Raw genomic sequence first — 20,799 nt, forward strand, 5'->3', positions numbered from 1 at the left:
AGGGCGAGGATAGTTTTGCGTTATCTCGACTGCAACACCTTCATCGGCCGCCCCGCCGGGCACCGGCCGTACCTCACCCGGGCGGTGACGGCGGCGGATCTGGTCGGCGAGATGGACCGGGTGGGCGTCCACGAGGCGGCGGCCTACCACGTGCTCGCCCACGAATACGCCCCCGAAACCGGCAACGACCTGCTGCTGAGCACCCTGGCCCGGGAACCCGGGCACGTCCGCGCCCGGATACACCCCGTCGGCGTGGTGCTTCCGCCGCACACCGGGGAGATGCCGGAACCGGACCGGCTGCTGGCCGGCCTGCTGGCCGCCGGGGTCCGCATGGCGCGGGTCTTCCCCTCCTCGGCCATGGCCGGGCACCGGTTCTCCCTCGCCTCCTGGTGCTCCGGCGAGCTGCTGACCGAGCTGCAACGGGTGCGCATGCCGCTCGCCGTCGACTTCACCCTGTTCCGGCGCGGCGAGCCGCCGTGGCATGAGATCCACGACCTCGCCGAGGGGTATCCCGGGCTGCCGGTGATCCTCATGGACGTTCAGGGCCGCAACAACCGCACCCTGTATCCCCTGCTCAAACGGTACGGCAACCTGCACGTTCAATCGGCCGGGTTCAACGTGCACCGGGGGCTGGAAGACCTGTGCGCCCGGTTCGGCGCGCACCGGGTGGTCTTCGGCTCCGGCTTCCCGCTGCGGACCATGGGCGGGGCCCGGCTCCAGCTCGACCGCGCCGACCTGACCGAAGCCGAGCGCGAACTGATCGCCTCGGGCACCCTCACCCGGCTCCTGGCCGACGTCGAGACGAAGGAGACGGTCACCGATGCCCGTTGACACCGGCACCGCGCACCGGGACAAGTCGGCGCCGACGGACTGGCCGCTGGTCGTGGACGCGCACTGCCACCTGGGCGCGTTCCGCAACTTTCACATCCCGGGCCACCACGCCGACGCCATGGTGGAGGTGATGGACCTGCTCGGGATCGACGTGGCCGTGGTGGCCGCGCACGCCGGGATCCACGCCGACTACCGGTTCGGCAACGACCAGGTGCTGGCCGCCGCGCGGCGCCACCCCGGCCGGGTGCTCGGCTACTGCTGCATCAACCCCAACTACGCGGCCGAGGTCCGCGACGAGCTGGAGCGCTGCTTCGCCGAGCCCGCCTTCCGCGGCATCAAGCTCCATCCGGAGCTGCACGGCGACTACCCGCTCGACGGGCCCGCCTACCGGCCGGTGTGGGAGTTCGCCGCCGAACGGGGCATCCCGGTGCTGTCGCACAGCTACTTCGCCGGAGACCCGCTCGCGGTCTTCGCGGCCCTGGCCGACGAGTACCCCTCCCTCCCGCTCCTGCTCGGGCACGCCGGACTGGACTACGGCCTGGACCGGGTCGTGGACGTGGTCGGCGCCCGGCCGGGCATCCACCTCGATCTCACCGGGCCGCTCTCCTGGGACGGCGTGGTCGAGTTTCTGGTCCGCGAACTCGGCGCGGAACGCCTGGTATACGGGAGCGACATGCCCTTCATGAACGCCGCGCTGCAACTCGGCGGCTGCGTCTACGCGCGGGTGGACCGCGCCGCCAAGGAGCGGATCCTCGGCGGCAACGCGGCCGCGCTCTTCGGACTGGAGGTGGGGCCATGACCCGGCTCGCCGGACGTACGGCGCTGGTCACCGGGGCGGCGCGGGGCATCGGCCGGGCGATCGCCGCGCGACTGGCCGCCGAGGGGGCCCGGGTGACCGCCTGCGACATCCTCGCCGACCGGCTGGCGGCCACGGCCGCGGAGCTGGGGGTGGAGCCGCTGGTGGCCGACGTCGGCGACCACGAGGCCATGGAGCGTCGGCTGGAATCGCGGGCGGAGCCGTACGACGTGGTGGTGAACAACGCGGCGATCGCGCCGCGCATCCCCCTGGCGGACCTGCGCCCCCAGGACCTGCGCGAGGTGCTGCGGATCAACGTGGAGGCGGCGGTCTTCCTCAGCCGGGCGGCGGCACGCACGATGCGGGCGGCGGGGCGGGGATCGATCGTCAACGTGGCCTCGGTCAACGCGATGCGCGGTTCGCCCGACATGCTCCATTACAACGCGTCCAAGGCGGCGCTGGTGTCGCTCACCCAGACCCTCGCGCTGGAGTACGCGGGGTACGGCGTGCGGGTGAACGCCGTCTGCCCCGGGTCGACCTGGACCGAGATCTGGGAGGAGGGCGGCTGGACTGAGGCGGACCGCGCCGGGTTCGCCGCCCGCATCCCGCTGGGCAGGTTCGCGGCCCCCGAGGAGATCGCGGCGGTCGTGGCGTTCCTCGCCGGGGACGACGCCTCCTACGTCACGGGCCACGCCCTGGTCGTCGACGGCGGCCTCACCGTGGGCATGTAGGTGGGGGCGCTCTTCTGCGGTCCCCTGGATCTGGTCGGCGAGGGCGTCGACACGGTGCTGCGCAATGTGGGCGAGCGCGCCGGCGTCGAGCGCGTCGCCCCGGCCGTCGCCTATCACGCCGTTCGCGACCTGCTGCCGCACAACCCGCTCCACCGGGTGGCGACCGGCGGGGCGGGCGTGTGTTTCGCCCCCGACCGGGGCCGCTATCCCGACCCCGCCCTCCGCCCGGCGGTGAGCCCGTTCGCCCAGGGGAGGGATCTGCTCGGCGAGCTCTGCGACCGCTCCGCGAGCGCCGGGGTGGGCGTGGACGCGTGGGCCGTGTACCTGCACGACGACGGGCACGACCCGGCTCGGCCCGGCATCGTGCGCAACCTGTACGGCGACCCCTATCCCGAGCTGCTCTGCCCGGCCGACCCCCGGGTCCGGGCCTACGCGACGGCGCTCACGGAGGACCTGTGCAGCTACCCGATCGGGTCGGTGCTGGCGGAAGCCCCGCACTGGCTTCCTTTCGGGCACGGGTACGGCCACGAGCGGCGTTCGGTGGAGCTGGACCCGACCGCCGAACTCCTCCTCGGCCTGTGCTTCTGCCCGTACTGCCGCGCGGCGGCCGAGGCGCGCGGGGTGCGTGTGCCGGACCTCCTGGCCGCCGCGAAGGCGCACGTCGGCGCCTGCCTCACCGGTGGTCCGCCCGGATCGGCCCGGCCGGTCCGCGACGCCGGGCTGGGCGAGTACCTCGACGCCCGGTGCGGGCGGGTGACGGCGCTGATCACCGAGCTGGCGGCGACGGCGGCCCGGGCCGGGGTCGGCTTCCGGCTGCTCGACCTGTCCGCCGGTCTGCTCGGCTGGGCGGACGGGCGGCCCGCCGGCGCCTGCGGCGCCGCCACGGCGAAGAACCTGGGCGTGGATCCGGCCGGGGTCGCCGCCGTCTGCCCGATCAGCCTCACCCCCTACGCCCGGGATCCGGAGCGGGTACGGGCGGAAACGCTCGCCTACCGCGCGGAGGCCGGGGCCGGCGCCCGGCTCGGCGCCGTACTGCGTCCGATGAACCTCGACTGCGACTCCGTGGAGAACCTCGCCGACAAACTGGTCATCGCCCGCGATCTCGGCCTGGATCGCATGGACTTCTATCACTACGGCCTGAGCCCGCTCACGGCTCTGGACCGTATCCGCACAGCTCGCGCCATCGCCGCCGACCGACCCCCAGCCGAGGAGGAACCAGGATGGCCCAACGCAGGCGCATCCTCTTGTCCGGACTGATCGCGGCGACGACGATCGCGGGCTCTCTCCCCGCCCACGCGGCGCAGCCCCCACTCCCACCCCCGCCCCTGGCCGGACAGCAGGTCTGGCCGACCCTGACCGACTCCTACATCCAGGGCGTGCGCCAGGCCCTGCGATCCGGGACCGACCTGTGGGGCGAACACCTGATCGCCCAGCCGGAGGGCCCGACCTTCGAGAACATCAAGGACTACCTGGTGCCCATCGCCACGGGAGGCGTCGCGACCGGCGAGCCGAACACCGGGGCCACCGGCATCACCGACACCGCCTACCACTACCTGCCGCTCACCCTGCCCCCGGGCGACACGGCGGACACCCAGTCCCCGCCCGAGCCCACCGAGAACCACTACGCCCTGCACACCGCGGACGGCAGCGGGATCACCGCGGACTGGCACACCCCGTGCGACTCCGCCCCTTGGACGAAGGACTACTCCGAGGCGTTCACGGCCCGCTGCGGTAACTTCTGGCAGGCCCAGTTCTTCGTCGGCGGCGAACGGTACGGCTCCGACCTCGGCCGCCTGAGCGGCCAGCGGCTGCTCGACGGCTACCTCCCGGTCCTGCGGACGAACTACCGGGACGCGGCCGGGGTGAACTACACGCAGGAGTCCTTCGCCGCACGCGTGCCCGAGACCTCCTCCCTGGTCAGCTTTGTGAAGATCACCGCAACCGGTGGCCCGAACGCCCGCGGCACCCGGGTGCGCGTGCACATCAGGGACCCGAAGAACCCCGGCCTCGTCCTGGACGGGCCCAAGGTCAAGGCGGACCGGGGGGTGTACCTGCTGGCCGACGGCAGTCCCACGCTCACCGGCAAGGACCTCACCTACGAGCTGGACCTGTCCCGCGGGCCCCGTACGGTCACCTTCGCCGTGGTCAACAACCCCGCCCAGATCCGGGGCGGCGGCACGTCGGCGCTGCGCAGGTACGACTCGGCCCGTGAGGAGGTGGCGCGCTACTGGCGGAAGAAGCTGTCCGCCGGTGCGAAGATCTCGATCCCCGAGCGGTACCCGGCCGACGCCCTGCGCAACCTGCTGATCCAGAACCTGACCATGGGCTGGCGCTACAGCATCGGCAACTTCTACGAGCAGCAGTACGTGCCGGAGATGGTCGACACGGTCTCCTCGCTCGGCGAGTTCGGTTTCACCGAGGACTACCGGCGGAACCTGCAGACCCTGATGGATCTGACGAAGGAGGGCGGCCCCGCCTACCCGGTGATGTACCGCAACTGGGAGCAGGGGTCCAAGCTGCTGGCCACGGCCCGCTACCACCGGCTGACCGGCGACCGGGCCTTCGTCGAGCGCAACGTCGGCAAGCTCCGCGGCTACCTCGACGACTACCTGCGGCAGGCCGCAGCCGACCCCCACGGCATCCTGGAGAAGCAGCGCTGCTGCGAGGACAACTGGACCGCGGGGTACTGGACCCACGCCCAGCTGGTCTCCTGGTGGGGCTGGCGGGACATGCTCCAGGTGTTCCGGAGCATCGGCCGCCAGGACCTGGTGGACGCCTACTCCGGGCCGTTCCAGACCTTCGACGCGAAGCTGCGCGCCGCCGTGGCCGCCTCCAAGGTCGAGTTGCCGGACGGCTCCCTGTTCGTGCCCCGGGAACTCTTCTCGGGCACGGCCCCGTACGAGTCGATCACCGAGAGCCGGGACTCCAGCTATTGGAACCTGCTCGCCCACTACGGCTACGCCTCGGGGTTCTTCACCGAGGAGGAGAACACCAAACTCCTCAAGTACCTGCACACCCGCGGCGCCACGTTCCTCGGGATGATCCGCTTCAACTACACCGGGCAGGCCATCGGCGACTGTCGGCCCGACGGGCTCGCGGGCTACGAGGGCACCGGCGTCGACCAGGTGTACGGCTACCAGTACAACCGGTTCCTGGCGGCGGGTGACCAGCCCGACCGCCAGGTGCTCTCGCTGTACGGGCAGCTCGCCCACGGGTTCGCCCGCAACACCTTCACGGTGGGTGAAGGGGCGAACGTCGACCCCTGCCCCGGCAGGTTTCACCGGGGGACCTGGCTGTCGCCGTTGAGCGCCAACAACGCGTCCTACCTCAAGAACCTCCGGGAGATGCTGGTCCACGAGGAAGGCGACGAACTCGGGGCGCCCACCGGTCTGCGGCTGGCCTCGGCCACACCGCGCGGCTGGCTCGCCGACGGCAAGCGGGTGGGCGTGGCCGACCTGCCGACCGTGTACGGCCCGCTGAGCTACCGGCTGACCTCCCGGCTGGCCAAGGGCGTCGTCCACGCCGACGTCCGCATGCCCGCCCGGCTCGGCGGGGCGGGCGTCACGCTGCGCCTGCGCGTGCCCGCCGGCCACACCCTGGTGGCGGCCTCGGCGGGCGGACGCCCGCTGCGGGTGAACGGCGACACCGTCGACCTGACCGGGCTCCGCGGCCAGGTCGCCGTGACCGCGAGGTTCACCCGCTGACCGGCCCTGCCGGGGGCGGTTGACCTGGCGATGGCGCGCCGCCCCCGGCAGCGGGCGGGCGGGGTCCGGGTTAGGCTCCGGACCCCGCCCGCCACCCTCTCCCCGTTCTCTGTGAAAGGCACACCATCATGCACCTGGTTCACGGCTTCCCGGCCGACGGCCCCGCGCGCTGGGCGGTGCGTGACGGGGACGGCGATCGCCTGCTCCCCGCGGAGTTCTCGCTCGGCGCGGCACTCGCCGCGGACCTCGATCATTTCCGTCGTGCCCTGGAGGCCGTCGGCCGTCCCGGGAGGCTGAGCCGGCTCCGCGCCCCGGTCGACCCCTGGACCGAGGTCTGGGCGGCCGGGGTCACCTACCGGATCTCCCGGGAGGCCCGGACCGAGGAAAGCCGCGACCCCGACATCTACCAGCGGGTCTACGACGCGCCACGTCCCGAGCTGTTCTTCAAGTCGCTCGGCTGGCGGGTGCGCGGCCCCGGCCAGGCCGTCACCGTCCGGCCGGACTCGGACTGGAACGTGCCCGAGCCCGAACTCGCGCTGGTCGTCTGCGCGAGCGGGGAGATCGCCGGGTACACCGTCTGCGACGACGTCAGCTCCCGGTCGATCGAGGGGGAGAACCCGCTCTACCTTCCCCAGGCCAAGATGTACTTCGGCGCGACCGCGCTCGGCCCCGGCATCCGCCCGGCCTGGGAGGTCCCCGACCCGTACGACCTGGGCATCCGGATGGCAGTCTCCCGCGACTCCCGGCAGGAGTGGGCGGGCTCGACCGGCACGTCCCGGCTTCACCGGCGCCTGGACGACCTGGTGGCGCACCTGCTGCGCGCCGACCGCTACCCCCACGGAGTGATCCTCTCCACCGGTACCTGCCTGGTCCCCGGCGGGGACTTCACCCTGCTTCCCGGGGACGAGGTCCGCATCGAGATCGACGAGATCGGCGAACTCGTCACCCCCGTCCGGCGCATCGACCAGGTCGAACCCTGAGCCGCACCGGACCCCGGCCGGCCGTGCGCTAGCGGGTGACGAGGGAGTGGCAGGCGATCGCGGCGGCGGCGACCACGTTGAGGGAGTCGACGCCGCGTTCCATCGCGACGGCGCTCATCGGGATGCAGACCGGGAGGTCGGCCTCGGCGAGCCAGCGGGAGGAGAGCCCGTCCCCCTCGGAGCCGAGGAGCAGCGCCGTACGTTCCCCCATCTCGACGTCTCCGATGGGGACGGCCCGCTGGTCGGGGGTGAGGGCCAGGGTCCGGAAACCGGCGGCCCGGAGCTCGCCGAGCCCGGCGTGCCAGTCGGTCATCCGCGCGTACGGCACCGCGAACACCGCGCCCATCGACACCTTGACCGCCCTGCGGTAGAGCGGGTCGGCGCAGCGCGGGGAGAGGATCACCGCGTCCACGCCGAGCGCCGCCGCGCAGCGGAAGATCGAGCCGACGTTGCCGTGGTCGACCAGGTCCTCCAGCACCAGGATTCGCCGTGTGCAGACGAGTCCGGTACGGCCTGCGGTCGGCTCTCCGGAAGCCGAAGGCGCCGGGCCGAGCAGGTCGCCGACCGAGGGGAGCGGAAGCCGGTCCATGGAGGCGAGCGCACCCCGGTGCACCTCGAAGCCGGTGATCTCCTCGATCTCCGAGTCGTCCAGGACGTGCACCGGGGCGTCGATCGTGTCGAGCAGGTCCGCGAGTGGCTCCAGCCACCGCCTGGCCAGCAGCACCGATCGGACCGGGTACCCGGCGCCCACCGCCCGGCGGATCACCTTCTCCCCTTCGGCGATGAACAGCCCGTGCTCGGCTTCGAGGCTTTTACGCAGCTGCACGTCGCGCAGCCGGGCGAAATCACTGAGGCCCTCGGTCACCGGGACCTCCGGCTCGGCGTGTAACGCACACCCTCTCCTTCGGTAATGGCTACATTACTCTTCGCTGTCGTCCGGTTGGGATACACGCTGAGCGGAGGCGACGATGTCGGACCAGCATGTGTGCGCACGCCCGGACAGCTGGTTGCGGGACGCGCGGACCGCACGTCTATTGTCCTGGCTGACGCTGGGCTGGCTGACCCTGGAGAGCGGGATCGGCCTGTCGGCCGGTCTGGCCGCGCACTCGGCGTCGCTGATCGGGTGGTCCCTCTCCTCGCTGGTGGAGGCCCTCGCCGGGATCGTGGTGATCTGGCGTTTCACCGGCAGCCGCACCCTGTCGGCCACCGCCGAGCTCAGGGCCCGGCGGGTGGTGGCGGTGAGCTTCTGGGTCCTCGGACCGTACCTGGTCGTCCACGTGCTCCACGACCTGGGCTCGGGGCACCGGGCCGAGGAGTCCGCGCTCGGTGTCGCCGTCACCGCGGTGAGCCTGGTGACGATGCCGTTTCTGGGCGCGGCCAAGCGGCGGCTCGGCACGCGGCTGGAGTCCGCGTCGACGGCGGGGGAGGGTACGCAGAACCTGCTCTGTGCCTGGGCGGCGGGCGGGGTCCTGGCCGGGCTGGCGCTCAACGCGGTCGCCGGGATCTGGTGGGTGGACCCGCTGGTCGCCTTGATCCTCGCCGGGGTCGCGGTGTACGAGGGCAACCGCACCTGGCACGGCGTGACCTGCTGCCCGTGACCTCCCGGACATTGCGCCGGTCGCGACGGCGCTGACAGGCTTTTCCGCCTGGACATCCGGGTTTGCGGCGGCGGGCTTCCGGATCGGCTCATCACTCGGCAGGGTGAGTGACGTGTCGAATGACGTACTCCCCGCAATTGGAATGCGAGGCTTTCCGGGCTTGACACCTTTCGGGGAGGAACCATGCGACGCACCGCGCGAACCGCACAGATCACCGCTCTGACCACGGGTCTACTGATCGGACTGGCGTCGACGCCCACCTGGGCGTCACCTCCCGCGGACGGCATGGCCGTCCCCGATCCCCGGCCCACCAACGAGACGTCCGTCACCTACCACACAGTGCCGCCGGGTGGGTACATGTCCCATGAGGACGCGGTGAAGGTCGTCATGGAAGCAATGAAGGACAAGGTCAGGGGAGGCGGGTCCGAGTCCGGGCGGGGCCGTCCCAAGCCGGGTTACGGTCGTCCCGGGATGGGGTACCCGATGTCGGGCCACGGCCGTCCTGGGATGGGTTACCCAAGGTCGGGCCACGGCCGTCCCGGTATGGGCTTCTCCCGGCCGGATCGTGGACGTCCCGGGATGGGTTACTCCCGCCCGGGTTATCGGCCCGGGATGGGCTACGGGCCGGGTCAGGGCCGCCCCGGGATGGGCTATCCCCGCCCGGGCCAAGGTCGTCCTGAGACGGGCTATCCGGGGTCCGGACAGGGTCGTCCCGGGACGGGCTACTACGGGCCCGGCCAGAATCGTCCGGGGATGGGTTACTCCCGCCCGGGTTATCGGCCCGGGATGGGCTACGAGCCGGGTCAGGGCCGCCCCGGATCGGGCTACTCCAGGCCGGGTCAGGGTGGTCGTCCGGGGATGGGCTACTCCAGGCCGGAAGGTCGTCCAGGGACGGGGTACACCAGGCCGGAGCAGAGCCGTCCCATGGCGGGCCCCTCCCGGCCGGGCGGCAGCCGTTCGTTCGCGGGCCACGCCGATCCGGGCCGGGCGCGCCCCGCGGTGAGCGCCCGCTCGGCGATGCTGTACGACGCGCAGGCCGGGCGGGTCCTGCTCGCCAAGGACGCCCAGCGGGTACGTCCGGTGGCGAGCCTCACCAAGGTCATGACCGCCTACATCGTGCTGAAGGAGGGCAGGCTGGACGACAGGATCCGGATCACGGAGGCAGACGTCCGGCACGCCCGGACGAGCGGGGCCACCCACGCCGCGCTGCGACCGGGGGAGGTCTTGACCACGCGGGAACTGCTGTACGCCCTCATGCTCTCGTCGGCGAGCGACGCCTCCGAGGCGCTCGCCCGCACCTACGGCCCGGGTGTCCCGCGATTCGTCGACAAGATGAACCGGTACGCGTCCAGGCTCGGGATGCGGCAGACCCGCTACGTGAACCCGGACGGGCTTCCGGAGACCGACCGCTCCGGACGCGGCGGCTTCTCCACCGCCTCGGATCAGGTGCGGCTGGCGCGGCTCGCCCTGCTCGACCCCGCGTTCACCTCGATCGCGAGCGCGCCCCGCTACACCCTCGCCGCCGCCCAGGGACGGCCGGCCCGTACCTGGCGTAACACCAACAGCCTGCTCACCTCCTACCGGGACGCCGTCGGGGTGAAGACCGGCTTCACCTCCCCGGCCGGCTTCTGCCTGTCGTTCGCGGCCCGCCGGGACGGCCGGCTGCTGATCGGGGTTCTCCTGGACGCGACGAAGAACAGCTCGGCCAGCCGCTTCCGGGACGCCGCCCGCCTGCTGGACTGGGCTTACAGCGCGGACCGGACTCCGCTCGTCGCCACGGGCGAGTCCGCCGCCGGCGCGACGGGCTAGCCCCGGGCGACCGCTGTGCAGCCGGGGCCGGCCGGGCGACTCTCGCCCGGCCGGCCCCGTCGTGTGCCGCGGGGTGTGCGGTACGGCGGCTCGGACGCGGTGTCAGGCGAGCCAGCCGGGTGGGAGGGCGGGAGAGCAGCGGGCGCGGGCGGCGGGGGAGAGGAACGGGGTCAGGGAGCGCAGGGTGGGCCGGGCGTCCGCCAGGTGCGCGAGACCGAGGCGGGGAAGCTGCTCCAGGAGGTTGGCGGCGTAGACGTCCGCGAGGGCGTGCCGCAGCGGAGCGTCCACGGTCAGGGTGGAGCCGTCGCCCAGCCGGAGTTCCGGCGAGTCCGGGACGGGGAACGCGCCGGGGGCGCGGTGGGCGAAGGCGTAGGCGAGGGTCTCCGCGGAGGGGCCGACGACCGAGCGGACGACCGGGCGGGCTCCGGGGGTCAGCAGGGGGCGGCCTCCGGCGGGTGATCCGTACACCGAGTGCAGGAGGCCGCCGTGGACCACCCAGTCGGGTTCCGCCCAGGAGTCGAGGATGCGGGCGGTTCCGGTGAGGTGGTCCAGGAGCGTGCGGCCGCTGTGCGGAACCCGGTCGGCTCCACAGGTCCGCAGCAGGGCGACCGCGATCTCGGAGATCACGCGGGGGCCTTGGCGGTCCGGGCCGGCGAAGGCCTGAGGAGATACCTCTTGATCGGCACGGTGGAGACCTCCTCCTCCGACGCCGAGACCCCCCGGACGCAGTCGATCAGCGCGGTCAACGCCGCGTGGTTCGGCTGATAGACCGCCAGGTCGGTGGCGAGCGCGAGGTGGAGCCCCCGATCCCGGTAGATCAGGCCGTGCTCGGCGAGCAGGGCGAGCGCGGCCGCCACGTCGTCGTCGGTGACGCCGGGGTGCTCGGCGCGGGCCGCGGCCGTCAGCGCCGGCGAGCCGGTGAAGCGGTCGCATGCCAGGTAGAGGGTGCGGGCGAGGCCGTCGAGCACGGTGAGCGGGGCGCCGGCGCAGGGCCGGGTGTCCCAGAGCAGCAGGTAGGGCGGTCGGTCCATCATGACGAAGACCGAGGAGTCGTGGACCCGGAACCACTCCTCGACGGCCTGGCCCAGCGCCTCGGTGTAGGCGGTGACGTCTCTGCCGTCGGCGTACCGGAAGGTGAAGAAGTAGGCGAGGTTGGCGAGTGCCTCGTCGTCCAGCCGGTAGACGTACCGGTAGGAGGGGTAGGGCCGTACGTCGGTCAGGCCGTACTCCGCGGCTTTGCTGTGGTTCGGGCTGAAGCGGTCGAGCCGGATGGCGGAGGCGCCGCCCGGCGGGGGAAGGTGCGCGAGCAGCGGGAGCGCCCGGGCCATGCGCGCGTACTCCTCGGGTGGCTCTCCGGGGAATCCCCAGAGCAGGTTCCACTCGGGTTTCACCCCGAGCTCCAGGCACCATTTGAGCAGCTGGACGTTTTGGATGCCGCGGACGCCCTTCCGCATCAACGCCAGCACCGGGTCGCTCAGGCTCTCGATTCCCGGCTGGATGTTGTCCACCCCGGCGGCCTTGAGCAGCCGGATCTGGTCCTTGCGCAGATTCGCCTTCGTCTCGTAGAAGACCTGCAGGTCGAGTTTCCGCTCCGCCAGCCACGGCAGGTATTCCCCGAAGTACCGCATGTCCAGGATGTTGTCCACCATGGAGACCTGGTGGACGTCGTACCGCTCCGTCAGGGTCTCCAGCTCCCGCATCGCCGTGCGCTGGGACTTGCGGCGGAAGGTGAGGCCGGTGCCGTTGAGCCCGCAGAAGGTGCAGTGGTGTTTCTCGCCCCACCAGCAGCCCCGCGAGGTCTCCAGCACGAGTCTCGGGCTGAGCCCCCAGGCGGCCGCGACCGCGGACGCCTCGGCGAAGTACTCGTCGTAGTCGGGGGCGGGCAGGCTGTCCAGGTCGGTCACGGCCGGTCGCACCGGCAGGCCGACGCCAACGCCTGCGCCCCGGGTGCGCAGGCCGCGGACGCGACGTACGGGACGTCCCCGCTGGAATGCGGTGACCAGCTCGCGGAAGGCGTCCTCGCCTTCGCCCGACACGACGGCGTCGAGCGCGGGGAAGTGTTTCAGCAGTTCGATCCCCATGGGGTCTTCGCAGTTGGCCCCGCCCATGACCGTGTAGACGTCCGGTCGGCGCCGCTTGATCTCCCGGGCGATCGCCAGCGAGGACATGTTCTGCTGGAAGACGCTGGTGAACCCGACGAGGTCCGGTTCGCGGCCGAGGATCTCCTCGGCGGCGGCTCGGACGAAGTCCGCCGCGCTCGCCCGGGCGCGGATCAGGTTCTCCGTGAACAGCGGGAGGGCTTCGGGCTCGCAGCGCCTGGTCTTGCGGTGCGCGACGTCGCCGCCGTGGATGATCCGCGACAGGTAGGCGTCGTCGTCCTCACCGGGGGAACCGGTCGCCGCCGGCGCGAAGACCCACTCCCCGGCGAGGTCGTGGGTGGCGGGTGCGCCCGCGGCCAGTTTCCCGTAGGCCGTCTCGCCGATGATCCGGGCGAAGGCGAAGCCCTGATAGAACACCTTCACCTCGGCGCCGAGTGCGGATCCGAGCGATTTGAGCAGCCCGAGGGCGAGTGAAGGGGTGTCGAGCGGGCCGAACGGGGCGGAGACCAGGGAGATCCGGAGCGGTGTGGAACGTTCCATGTTTCCGGCGGGGCTCATCTGTCGCTCCATGATCTGCCGAACTCCAGGATCTCCCGCAGGGCCGGGTCGCCGGGTGTCTGAGAGCCCAGCCCTTCGCCGAGCCGACGCGCCGCCTCGCCCAGTTCCGCGGCGCGTCGTCCGTAGGCCTCGGGGTCGTCGCCGGATCGGCGATCGGCGAGCCAGGCGTTGAACCTGGCGGCCTCAAGGTAGATCAGGTAGGCGTGGGTCATCACGTCCCTGCCCAGCAGCCGGCCGGTGAGCGGGGAACGGACGGGGGCGCCCGGCGCCGGGACGGCGGCCTCGGGACGGAACTCCCACAGGCGCCAGAGCTCCTGGTGGGCGTACTCGTGCAGCAGTCCCTCGGCCACCAGGCCGACGTCCTCCTCCGACGCGTCCACGAAGATCCCGCCGAAGTAGGTCAGCCGGCAGCTGTAGCTCCGCCGGGGGAGCGTGGCGAGGCTCGGTGTGATCACGATGGTCCGCACCACCTCGGCGAAATCGGCCGCCAGGACGGGGGAGAAAGCGCGGATCAGCCGGAGCGCTTCGGTCACCCGCGCGACGCGGGGGTCGGTGGGACCCGGTGCGTCACCGGCCGGGTAGAGGTCGGCCGGGATGAGGTCCGCGAACAGCCCGGTCCTCGGGTACATCGCCACCAGGTCCTCGGTCAGCCGTACCGCCGTGGTGGGGAACACGTCCTCCAGGCGGTTTTGGCGGAGGGTGAGGACGGCGTCGTGGGAGTGGCAGAGCCGCCAGTAGCCGCCGGGTGGCCGGCCCGGCGCCGACCGGGGGGACAGGCCCAGATGCAGGGCGAGTCTGCGCAGGCACTCGTCGATCTCCACCGGGGTCCGGTCGTGGTCGCGGAGCGCGTGCAGAAACGGATAGATCTCCGGGTTTCCCCGGCTCTTCCCGTTCGGCCGGGCGAGGTATTCCTCAAACGCCTCCAGGACGTCCCGTCGGCCGGAGAGGTGCTCCCGCTCTTTCAGCGAGCGCAGCAGACGGATTGCCAGGGAGAACGGTTCACGTATTCGGCGGTTTTCCCCGCCGGATTGGTGCGTCACCAGGTCACCGATGAGATGCATTGGCACTTTCCCATAGGAAAACAAGCCGGCGGGGGACGGCGTCCGGGCCTCGGGTTTTTGTCTTTGCGGATGTCGTCCGGCGGAATATCGGCCGAAGTCCGACCTCCGTTGCCGAGATGCCCGGCGCCGTCGGCGGGTGAATTCTGTTTCAGGGTGTTTCGCGGATTTCGGCGGATGGGTGGCTCAGAAATCCACACCCACACTGACGTGTACGTTGTTGACGACGGGGTCGGTCCGGCCGATCGGAATATTCGACTTCAGGATCTCGGCGAGCTCCTGATTCTTGATGACCAGATTTCCGTCTCGGTCGACCGAGAAATGCTCCCTGGTGAGCGATTCGTTGACGGGTAGATCGAGTTCTGTCGAGGTTCTCTTCGTCATGACCGATCTCCTTGGGTCGTCGAAATTGCGGCTCCCAAGGGGAACCTACGTCCCGGGATTGGTCACGTCAACGTCTCATCCAGGTCTTGCGAAAATGATTTTCCTGACGGCCTGGCCTTGCAGTGGCTTTTCTCGGCTGACATTTATGAATCATTTGGTCAATGATTGTCAATCGCCGTCATCCGACAAATGCCTAAAAACCCGGGTGAGGAGAAGCCCGGATCGCCCACCTTGACCGGATGCCGGGCGTGACCCGCCGCTCAGCCGGTGATCGGGTAGTCCCAGCTCCGGCAGATCTCGTGCAGGCCTTCGGGGGTGTGGTCGGGGAAGGGCGCGGCCTGCTGGATCCGGCCGGAACTGATCTTCTCCTTCCAGTCGCCGAGGCCCCGCTTGAAGGAGGTGCCGCTCTTGCCGTACTCCAGCATCCCCGGCTCCCAGGCGAGGCCGAGGAAGTCGCACAACCCCCGGCCGACCCGTTCCGGTTCCGCGGTGAGCTCCTCGTACCGCACGGTGATCCCGGGGAGCTCGGTGCGCGCCTCGTTCAGCGCGTTCATGTAGCCGAGCACGTTCTCGACGGTCTCCTCGACGGTCCACTTGGGGCGGGCCTGATGCCAGGAGCGGGCGATCGAGGCGGGGTGCCGGAGGAGGAAGACGTGCGCGGCGCCGGGCCAGCACTGGGCGATCCGGCGCCACATGAAGACGTGGTTGGGGGTCTTCACCACGATCCGGGTCTTGCCGCTCTTGGCCAGTTCGGTGTCGAGGATGCGGTCCCAGAGGAGGTGCTCCAGGTCGCGCGCCGACATCCCCAGCTCCTTCATCGCCTTCTGCACGTAGGAGGAGCCGAGCTCGACGTGCATGTGCCGCAGATGCAGCTCATGCGGGGCGTGCAGTGTGGAGTGGCTGCCGAGGACGGACTTGAGCAGGGTGGAGCCGGAGCGTACCGAGCAGTGGATGAACACCGGGTCGGGAACCAGCCGGTCGTCGTCTGAGCGGCCGCCGCGCGTGCTGGGGCTCGCCGGGCCGACTCGGGTGAGCTGGTATCCGGTCAACCGTTGCAGGGCATCGTTGACCCGTCGTTTGATGTCCATTGAGGCAAGTCTCCCGACTTGTCCTGAAAAAAGCCTCAAAGAAGCCTGATGGGAACCTGGCATTCCACTCGGAGTGCCCTAGAGCGCGGGAAGGCAGGCGATGCCATCCCCGTCCTCGTCGGGATACCAGGCGAACTCGGGGTCGAGGTCCTTGATGTAGGGGCCGTACCCCGCGTCGTTCGCCTCCTTGCAGCTGTCGAATCTGGGATCGGATGCCGCCGTGTTGGTCGGCGAGGCCGTCGGCGACGGCGAGGCCGAGGGGCTCCCGGTCGGGCTCGGGCTGGCCGAGGGTGTCGCGGTCGGGGTGGGACTCGGCGGGGCGGCGGCCGGCGACTGGCTGGGCGACGGGATGGCCGACGGGATCGCGGGCAGCGAGAACGAGGGCGCCGGCGGGCTCGGCGGGGCGGTCACCGTGGTCACCGTGGTGACGGTCTCGGTCACGGTGGTCGTGGGCGGCGGCGGGGCCGGCGTGGGCGTCGGTTCCGGCTCGGTTACGGTCGGGCTGGTCTCCGAGACCGGCGCGGTCCGCGAGAGGGAGTCGTCCCCGGCGAGGAACCCGCCGGAACCCCCGGTGATCGCGGCCGCCACCAGGGCGAACGTGCTGAGGGTGATGATGCCCGAGCGGAGCAGCTTGCGCGCGGGGGAGTTGTACTCGGGACCGACCATCATCCGGGCCAGGGCCCGCCCGGGGTCCATGCTCCGGTCGTCGATCCAGAGCGGCCAGCCCGGCGGTGGCGGAGGGAGCCACCACGGGGGCTGCCACCCAGGGGGTGGTATCCAGCCCTTGGGCGGCTGCGGCCAGTACGGCGGGGGGTTGAATCGCAAAGTCATGAGGATCCGGCATCCTTGTACAGATCGACTTGACGAAGTTATCAAGGATTGGGGGCACTCTGTCCAGAGTTGATCCCTAAACCTGGGCCGCGGGGGAGATTTGTTGGGGCTGGATCGCTCCCGGTGGGGTGGGACACCTGAACGGGCCGGCCCCCGGCTCCCGGCGATCATTTCAAGCGGGCGGTAAGCGGCGTACAAGGTCTTGGCCATACAAACATGGCATGACCTCGCGAATCGCCCCCGTACTCCTGCCGGTCCTCGCCGGTGCCGTCGGGTCCGCCGTCAAGCTGACGGTCGCCGTGATCGCCTTCACCGGCGCCTACATGGGGGCGCCCGGGTCCGGGGTCACCACCACCGCCGCAGGCCCGATGGACGGGCAGTCGATCACGCTCTCCGCGCGGGAGGAGGCGACGGCCTCCTACACCGCGACCCGCCCCGAGCCGCTTCCCTGCCGGGAGGAGGCCTGCGGGCGGCGGCCCGTCGTGGTGGAACTGCCCGAGTCGGAGCCCTGCTCCGCCGCGTTCGCCGTACGGAGCGTCCTCACCGCCAAGGCCGGCGTCGCCGACGTCCGCTACTCCTGGCACCTCATGCGCAGGGATCCGGCGACGGGGAGCTGGGAGCCGCACGCGGCGAGCGGGCGGCACGGCTTCACGGTGGGCCCCGGCGGCGAGACACGTCCCGTCGAGTGGCGGGCGCGGGTCGCCGACAACCCCGGCCGGTACCGCGCCGAGCTCGTGGTCCTGTCCCCCGGCGGAATCAAGGTCCCGGTGAGCGCCGAGTTCCGGGTCGGCTGCTGAACCCGCGCCCACCGCAGGGGACGTCGGCCGTCAGCTCGCGGTGATGCGCTCCAGGGACCGCTGCGCCGCCTCGATCCACCGGGGGACCCCGACCCGCTGCGCCACCGCGAGGGCCTTGGTGTAGTGCTCGTGCGCGGCCTCCGCGTCGGACAGGTGGGTGGCGAGGTCGCCCAGCGTCTGCGCGACCGGCCAGAGGGCCACCACCCCCGTCCCCGCCCCGGCGATGCGGTCGGAGAACGGGTTCAGCGTCTCGTAGGCCTCACGCATCCGCTCGACGTCCCCCAGCAGCATGCCCGCCAGGGCCCGCCAGGTCATGACCAGCTCGTACAGGAAGTCCGGGCGGACCGGCGGCCGCTCCTCGGCGGTCCGGCGGGCGTCCTCGACGTGGCCCGACGCCGCCAGGGAGAGGGCGTAGGCGTCCAGCGTCCACTTGGCCCCGCGCCGGTGCGCCTGCTCCAGCGCCGTGACCATCTCGGCGGTGCGGCTCTCCACCAGCAGCAGGCAGAACGAGGCGATGAGCGGGAGATCCTGCCGCCCCTCCAGCATCCCCGACTTGGCGGTCGCCTTCGCGGCCTCGCCGTAGGCGCGGGACGCCTCCCCGTACCGTCCCGCGATCATCAGCCGCTGCCCGCGATACCAGGCGACGACGGAGGCGGGCGCCGACAGGTCGTACTGGGCCGCCAGGCGCTCGGCCATCGCCACGGCGGCGTCGGCCGAGGCGAAGTCGCCCCGGGCGGCGGCGCACTCCATCAGCACCAGGTGGGCCAGGGCCTCCACCTCGACCTTGCCGGACTGGGCGCCGACCGAGAGCAGCTCCTTGCCGATCGCCTCGCGTTCCCCGACCGCGGGAATCCCGTACGACTGCCGGAGTCGGCCGCTGAGCGCGGCGGCGAGCAGATGCGGGTCCCCGCTGCGCCGGGCGAGCTCCTCGGCCTCCAGGGACGCCTGGTGCCCCCGCCCGGTCGCCGAGCCCTCCAGCTCCAGCGCGAGGGTGGTGAGCAGCGAGGCCCGCAGGGTCTGCTCGGCCTGGGGGAGCTCCTCCAGGGCGCGTTCGGTGACGTCGACGATCTCCCACGCGGTCCGGCTGAAGTCCCGGGCCATCCCCTTGTGCGGTACGGCGAGCGCGGCGATCACCCGGGCGGTGAGCTGCATGTCGCCCAGCGGCAGGGCCGCGTCCATCGCCTCCCGCCGGTAGGAGCGGGCCGCCGACATGTCACCGGCGAGCGCGAGCGCGCGGATCAGGTTCAGGGTCAGGGTGAGGCGCCCCTTGATCACCTCTGCGGGGGTGCTGCCGGGGACCGGGGCGCAGCGGTCGTAGGCCTCGATGGCCCGGCCCCACAGGGCGGCGGCCTCGCGGTAGGCGAACCGCCGCTCGGCCTGCTCGGCGGCGAGACCCGCGTAGTGGACGGCCTTGCGGGCGGTCTCCACCGTGCCCGCCGCGTCGTAGTGGTGGGCGAGCGCGGCCACGTCCTCCGGGCGCAGCCGTTCGATCGCCTCCGCCACGTGCGCGTGCAGGCGGGAGCGGCGGAGCCGGGACGCGTCGGCGTACAGCGTGTCGCGGACCAGCCCGTGGTCGAACCGGAGGATGCCCGGCCCCGGCTCGGCGATGAGCCCGGCGAGCAGCCCGGCCTCCACCGCGTCGACCACGGCGTCCTCGTCGTCGGTCACCGCCACCAGGACGTCCACGTCCACGTCCCGGCCGATCACCGCCGCCTGCAGCAGCACGTACTGGGCGCTCTGCGGCAGCCGCGCGATCCGGCGCCGGAGCACGTCGCGCACCCCGGTCGGCACCTTGGCGATGTCGTTCTCGGTGTCGAGCAGCCGGGCGGTCTCCCGTACGAAGAACGGGTTGCCGCCGGTGCGCTCGGCGATGGCGCCGAGCGCGTCCTCGTCGACCTCCCTGGTGCAGGTCGCCCGGACCAGCTCGGCCACGGCCGCGGAGGACAGACCCCCCAGGTTCACCCGTACCGGGCCGAGGCGGGCCAGCGCGGCCAGCACCTCGGCCTGCTGCTCGCTCAGCTCGCTCTCCCGGCAGGTGACCAGCAGCAGCACCCGGCTCGGCGCGAGCAGGCTGGGCAGCGCCCGCAGCTGGGCGAGGGTCTGGTCGTCGGCCCAGTGCAGGTCTTCCAAGGTGATCAGGAGCGGCGCCTCCTTGGCGACGACGGCGAGATAGCCGCCGACCGCGCGGTGCAGGCGGAACCCGCCGGAGACCTCGTCCTCCTCGGAGACGACGGCGTTGTCGTCCAGCAGCGGGGCGAGCAGCCTGCCGTACTCCCCGGTGCCCCGGACCTCGGTGAGCGTGCGCAGGACCTCCACCCAGGCCCAGCCGGGCGGGGTCGCGTTGCTGTCGGGGCAGCTGCCCGAGGTGCAGATCCAGCCGGAGGAGGCCAGCCGGTCGGCGAGCCGCCGGACCAGCGTGGACTTGCCCGCCCCGGCGTCCCCGCTCACCAGGGCCACGTTCAGCCTGCTGCCGAGCGCGCGCGAAGCCGAGTCGAGCAGGCGGGAGAGCTCGGTGTCCCGGCCGACGAACGGCTCGGCGGGCGGCGCCGGTTCGAGCAGGACCGGTACGGCCTGCGGCGGATCGAAGACGTGGACGGCGCGCCGGGCCGGGCGGTCGGCGAGGTCGAGCCCGGGATCCTGGTTGAGGATGTCGGACTCCAGCTTGCGCAGCGCGGGACCGGGGTCGATGCCGAGCTCGTCGGCGAGGGTGTTCCTCGCCCGGCGCAGCGCCGCGAGCGCGTCCCCCTGGCGTCCGCATCGGTAGAGGCCGAGGGAGAGGAGCCGCCAACCCTCCTCGCGCAGCGGATGCTCGGTGGTGTGCGCCTCCAGGTCGGGGACCGTCTCGGCGTGCAGCCCGAGGCGCAGGCCCGTGTCGGCCTGCCGTTCGCGGGCGACCAGCCGCAGTTCGGTGAGGCGGGAGACCTCGGCCTCGGCCCACATCTGGTCCGCGAAGCCGCCGTACGGGGTGCCCCGCCACAGCCCGAGCGCGGTCCCCAGGGACGCGCGGGCCGATTCGGGGTCGCCGGCCTCCAGCCGTTCGCCCGCGAGGCGGGTCAGCGCCTCGAAGTTGAGCGCGTCCACCCGGTCGGTCATGGTGCGCAGGGCGTACCCGGACGTCACCGTGACCAGCAGCCGGCTCTGGGCGCCCTTGGGCCGGCCGGGCTCCAGGACCCGGCGCAGCCGGGAGATGTAGACCTGCAGGCCGGACAGTGCGTTGGGGGAGGCGTCGTCGGTCCACAGGTCGTAGATGAGGGTGTCGACGGGGACGACCTGGCCTCGGGCGACCAGCAGCCGGGCGAGGACGGCACGCTGACGGAGCCCGCCCAGGTCGAGCTCGTCCTCCCCCGCGTACGCCTCGACGGGTCCAAGGACGCGAAACTGTACGGCCGTCATGTCAGCCGCAACCGAACGCGGAGCCGCCAGGCCGCACCAGGTGATTGGTCACTCGCCGCTTCTCCCTCCTTGGGAACGCGCTGCGGCCCCCACCGCTTCGACGCTCATGAGATCTCAATTATCCGCATACTCCGGGCATGCG

The 20,799-nt window shown here is 71.9% G+C and carries 17 protein-coding genes; 9 read left to right on the top strand and 8 right to left on the bottom strand.

Translation table 11 applies throughout. The features are described from left to right. Positions 1 to 15 precede the first annotated feature (15 nt). From RUR_RS25510 to RUR_RS25535, 6 genes are all read left to right on the top strand, one after another. Positions 16 to 831, top strand: coding sequence for an amidohydrolase family protein (locus RUR_RS25510; protein WP_283137715.1), 816 nt, complete (start codon positions 16 to 18; stop codon positions 829 to 831). Further along, positions 821 to 1,630 (top strand): amidohydrolase family protein, encoded by an 810-nt coding sequence (locus RUR_RS25515; protein WP_283137716.1) that lies wholly within the window; start codon positions 821 to 823, stop codon positions 1,628 to 1,630. Before RUR_RS25510 ends, RUR_RS25515 begins: the two co-directional genes overlap by 11 nt. Continuing rightward, complete coding sequence (locus RUR_RS25520; RefSeq protein WP_283137717.1) at positions 1,627 to 2,358, top strand: SDR family NAD(P)-dependent oxidoreductase; 732 nt, start codon at positions 1,627 to 1,629, stop codon at positions 2,356 to 2,358. The genes RUR_RS25515 and RUR_RS25520 overlap by 4 nt, the downstream gene beginning before the upstream one ends. After that, positions 2,359 to 3,615 (top strand): hypothetical protein, encoded by a 1,257-nt coding sequence (locus RUR_RS25525; RefSeq protein ID WP_283137718.1) that lies wholly within the window; start codon positions 2,359 to 2,361, stop codon positions 3,613 to 3,615. Continuing rightward, positions 3,579 to 6,062 carry a hypothetical protein gene (locus RUR_RS25530; protein WP_283137719.1) on the top strand — a complete coding sequence of 828 codons (2,484 nt, stop codon included), beginning with the start codon at positions 3,579 to 3,581 and terminating at the stop codon, positions 6,060 to 6,062. The genes RUR_RS25525 and RUR_RS25530 overlap by 37 nt, the downstream gene beginning before the upstream one ends. A 128-nt stretch (positions 6,063 to 6,190) precedes the next feature. Beyond that, positions 6,191 to 7,042 carry a fumarylacetoacetate hydrolase family protein gene (locus tag RUR_RS25535; RefSeq protein WP_283137720.1) on the top strand — a complete coding sequence of 284 codons (852 nt, stop codon included), beginning with the start codon at positions 6,191 to 6,193 and terminating at the stop codon, positions 7,040 to 7,042. A gap of 28 nt (positions 7,043 to 7,070) precedes the next feature. On the opposite strand, the gene RUR_RS25540 is transcribed toward RUR_RS25535, so the two are convergent. Continuing rightward, complete coding sequence (locus tag RUR_RS25540; RefSeq protein ID WP_283137721.1) at positions 7,071 to 7,907, bottom strand: TrmH family RNA methyltransferase; 837 nt, start codon at positions 7,905 to 7,907, stop codon at positions 7,071 to 7,073. A 103-nt stretch (positions 7,908 to 8,010) separates the two neighbouring features. On the opposite strand from RUR_RS25540, the gene RUR_RS25545 reads away from it, so the two are divergent. Then, on the top strand, positions 8,011 to 8,640 hold the full coding sequence (locus RUR_RS25545; RefSeq protein WP_283137722.1) for a cation diffusion facilitator family transporter: 630 nt from the start codon (positions 8,011 to 8,013) through the stop codon (positions 8,638 to 8,640). A 753-nt stretch (positions 8,641 to 9,393) separates the two neighbouring features. Further along, complete coding sequence (locus tag RUR_RS25550; RefSeq protein ID WP_283137723.1) at positions 9,394 to 10,449, top strand: D-alanyl-D-alanine carboxypeptidase family protein; 1,056 nt, start codon at positions 9,394 to 9,396, stop codon at positions 10,447 to 10,449. 102 nt (positions 10,450 to 10,551) lie between these two features. Here RUR_RS25550 and RUR_RS25555 read toward each other — a convergent pair whose 3' ends face one another. The 6 genes from RUR_RS25555 to RUR_RS25580 form a co-directional block, all read right to left on the bottom strand. Continuing rightward, on the bottom strand, positions 10,552 to 11,076 hold the full coding sequence (locus tag RUR_RS25555) for a DUF6817 domain-containing protein (RefSeq protein WP_283137724.1): 525 nt from the start codon (positions 11,074 to 11,076) through the stop codon (positions 10,552 to 10,554). Further along, the gene (locus tag RUR_RS25560) at positions 11,073 to 13,106 is read right to left on the bottom strand and encodes a RiPP maturation radical SAM C-methyltransferase (protein WP_283137725.1); all 2,034 of its coding nucleotides are present in this window, start codon (positions 13,104 to 13,106) and stop codon (positions 11,073 to 11,075) included. The genes RUR_RS25555 and RUR_RS25560 overlap by 4 nt, the downstream gene beginning before the upstream one ends. Continuing rightward, entirely contained in the window at positions 13,103 to 14,167 is a 1,065-nt protein-coding gene (locus RUR_RS25565; protein ID WP_283137726.1) for a hypothetical protein, read from the bottom strand. The genes RUR_RS25560 and RUR_RS25565 overlap by 4 nt, the downstream gene beginning before the upstream one ends. Before the next feature lie 183 nt (positions 14,168 to 14,350). Beyond that, positions 14,351 to 14,548: a hypothetical protein gene (locus tag RUR_RS25570; protein ID WP_283137727.1), complete on the bottom strand. Its 198-nt coding sequence runs from the start codon at positions 14,546 to 14,548 to the stop codon at positions 14,351 to 14,353. Between the two features lie 260 nt (positions 14,549 to 14,808). Then, on the bottom strand, positions 14,809 to 15,636 hold the full coding sequence (locus RUR_RS25575; protein WP_283137728.1) for a sulfotransferase family protein: 828 nt from the start codon (positions 15,634 to 15,636) through the stop codon (positions 14,809 to 14,811). Positions 15,637 to 15,714: 78 nt separating this feature from the next. Next, entirely contained in the window at positions 15,715 to 16,467 is a 753-nt protein-coding gene (locus RUR_RS25580) for an excalibur calcium-binding domain-containing protein (protein WP_283137729.1), read from the bottom strand. 221 nt (positions 16,468 to 16,688) lie between these two features. On the opposite strand from RUR_RS25580, the gene RUR_RS25585 reads away from it, so the two are divergent. Next, positions 16,689 to 17,264, top strand: a complete 576-nt coding sequence (locus RUR_RS25585; RefSeq protein ID WP_283137730.1) for a hypothetical protein — start codon at positions 16,689 to 16,691, stop codon at positions 17,262 to 17,264. Positions 17,265 to 17,294: 30 nt separating this feature from the next. On the opposite strand, the gene RUR_RS25590 is transcribed toward RUR_RS25585, so the two are convergent. Next, a complete protein-coding gene (locus RUR_RS25590; protein ID WP_283137731.1) occupies positions 17,295 to 20,657 on the bottom strand; it encodes an ATP-binding protein in 3,363 nt (1,120 codons plus the stop codon). Between the last annotated feature and the right edge of the window lie 142 nt (positions 20,658 to 20,799).

The organism is Rhizohabitans arisaemae, assembly GCF_025996515.1.
In the GTDB taxonomy this organism is placed as follows: domain Bacteria; phylum Actinomycetota; class Actinomycetes; order Streptosporangiales; family Streptosporangiaceae; genus Rhizohabitans; species Rhizohabitans arisaemae.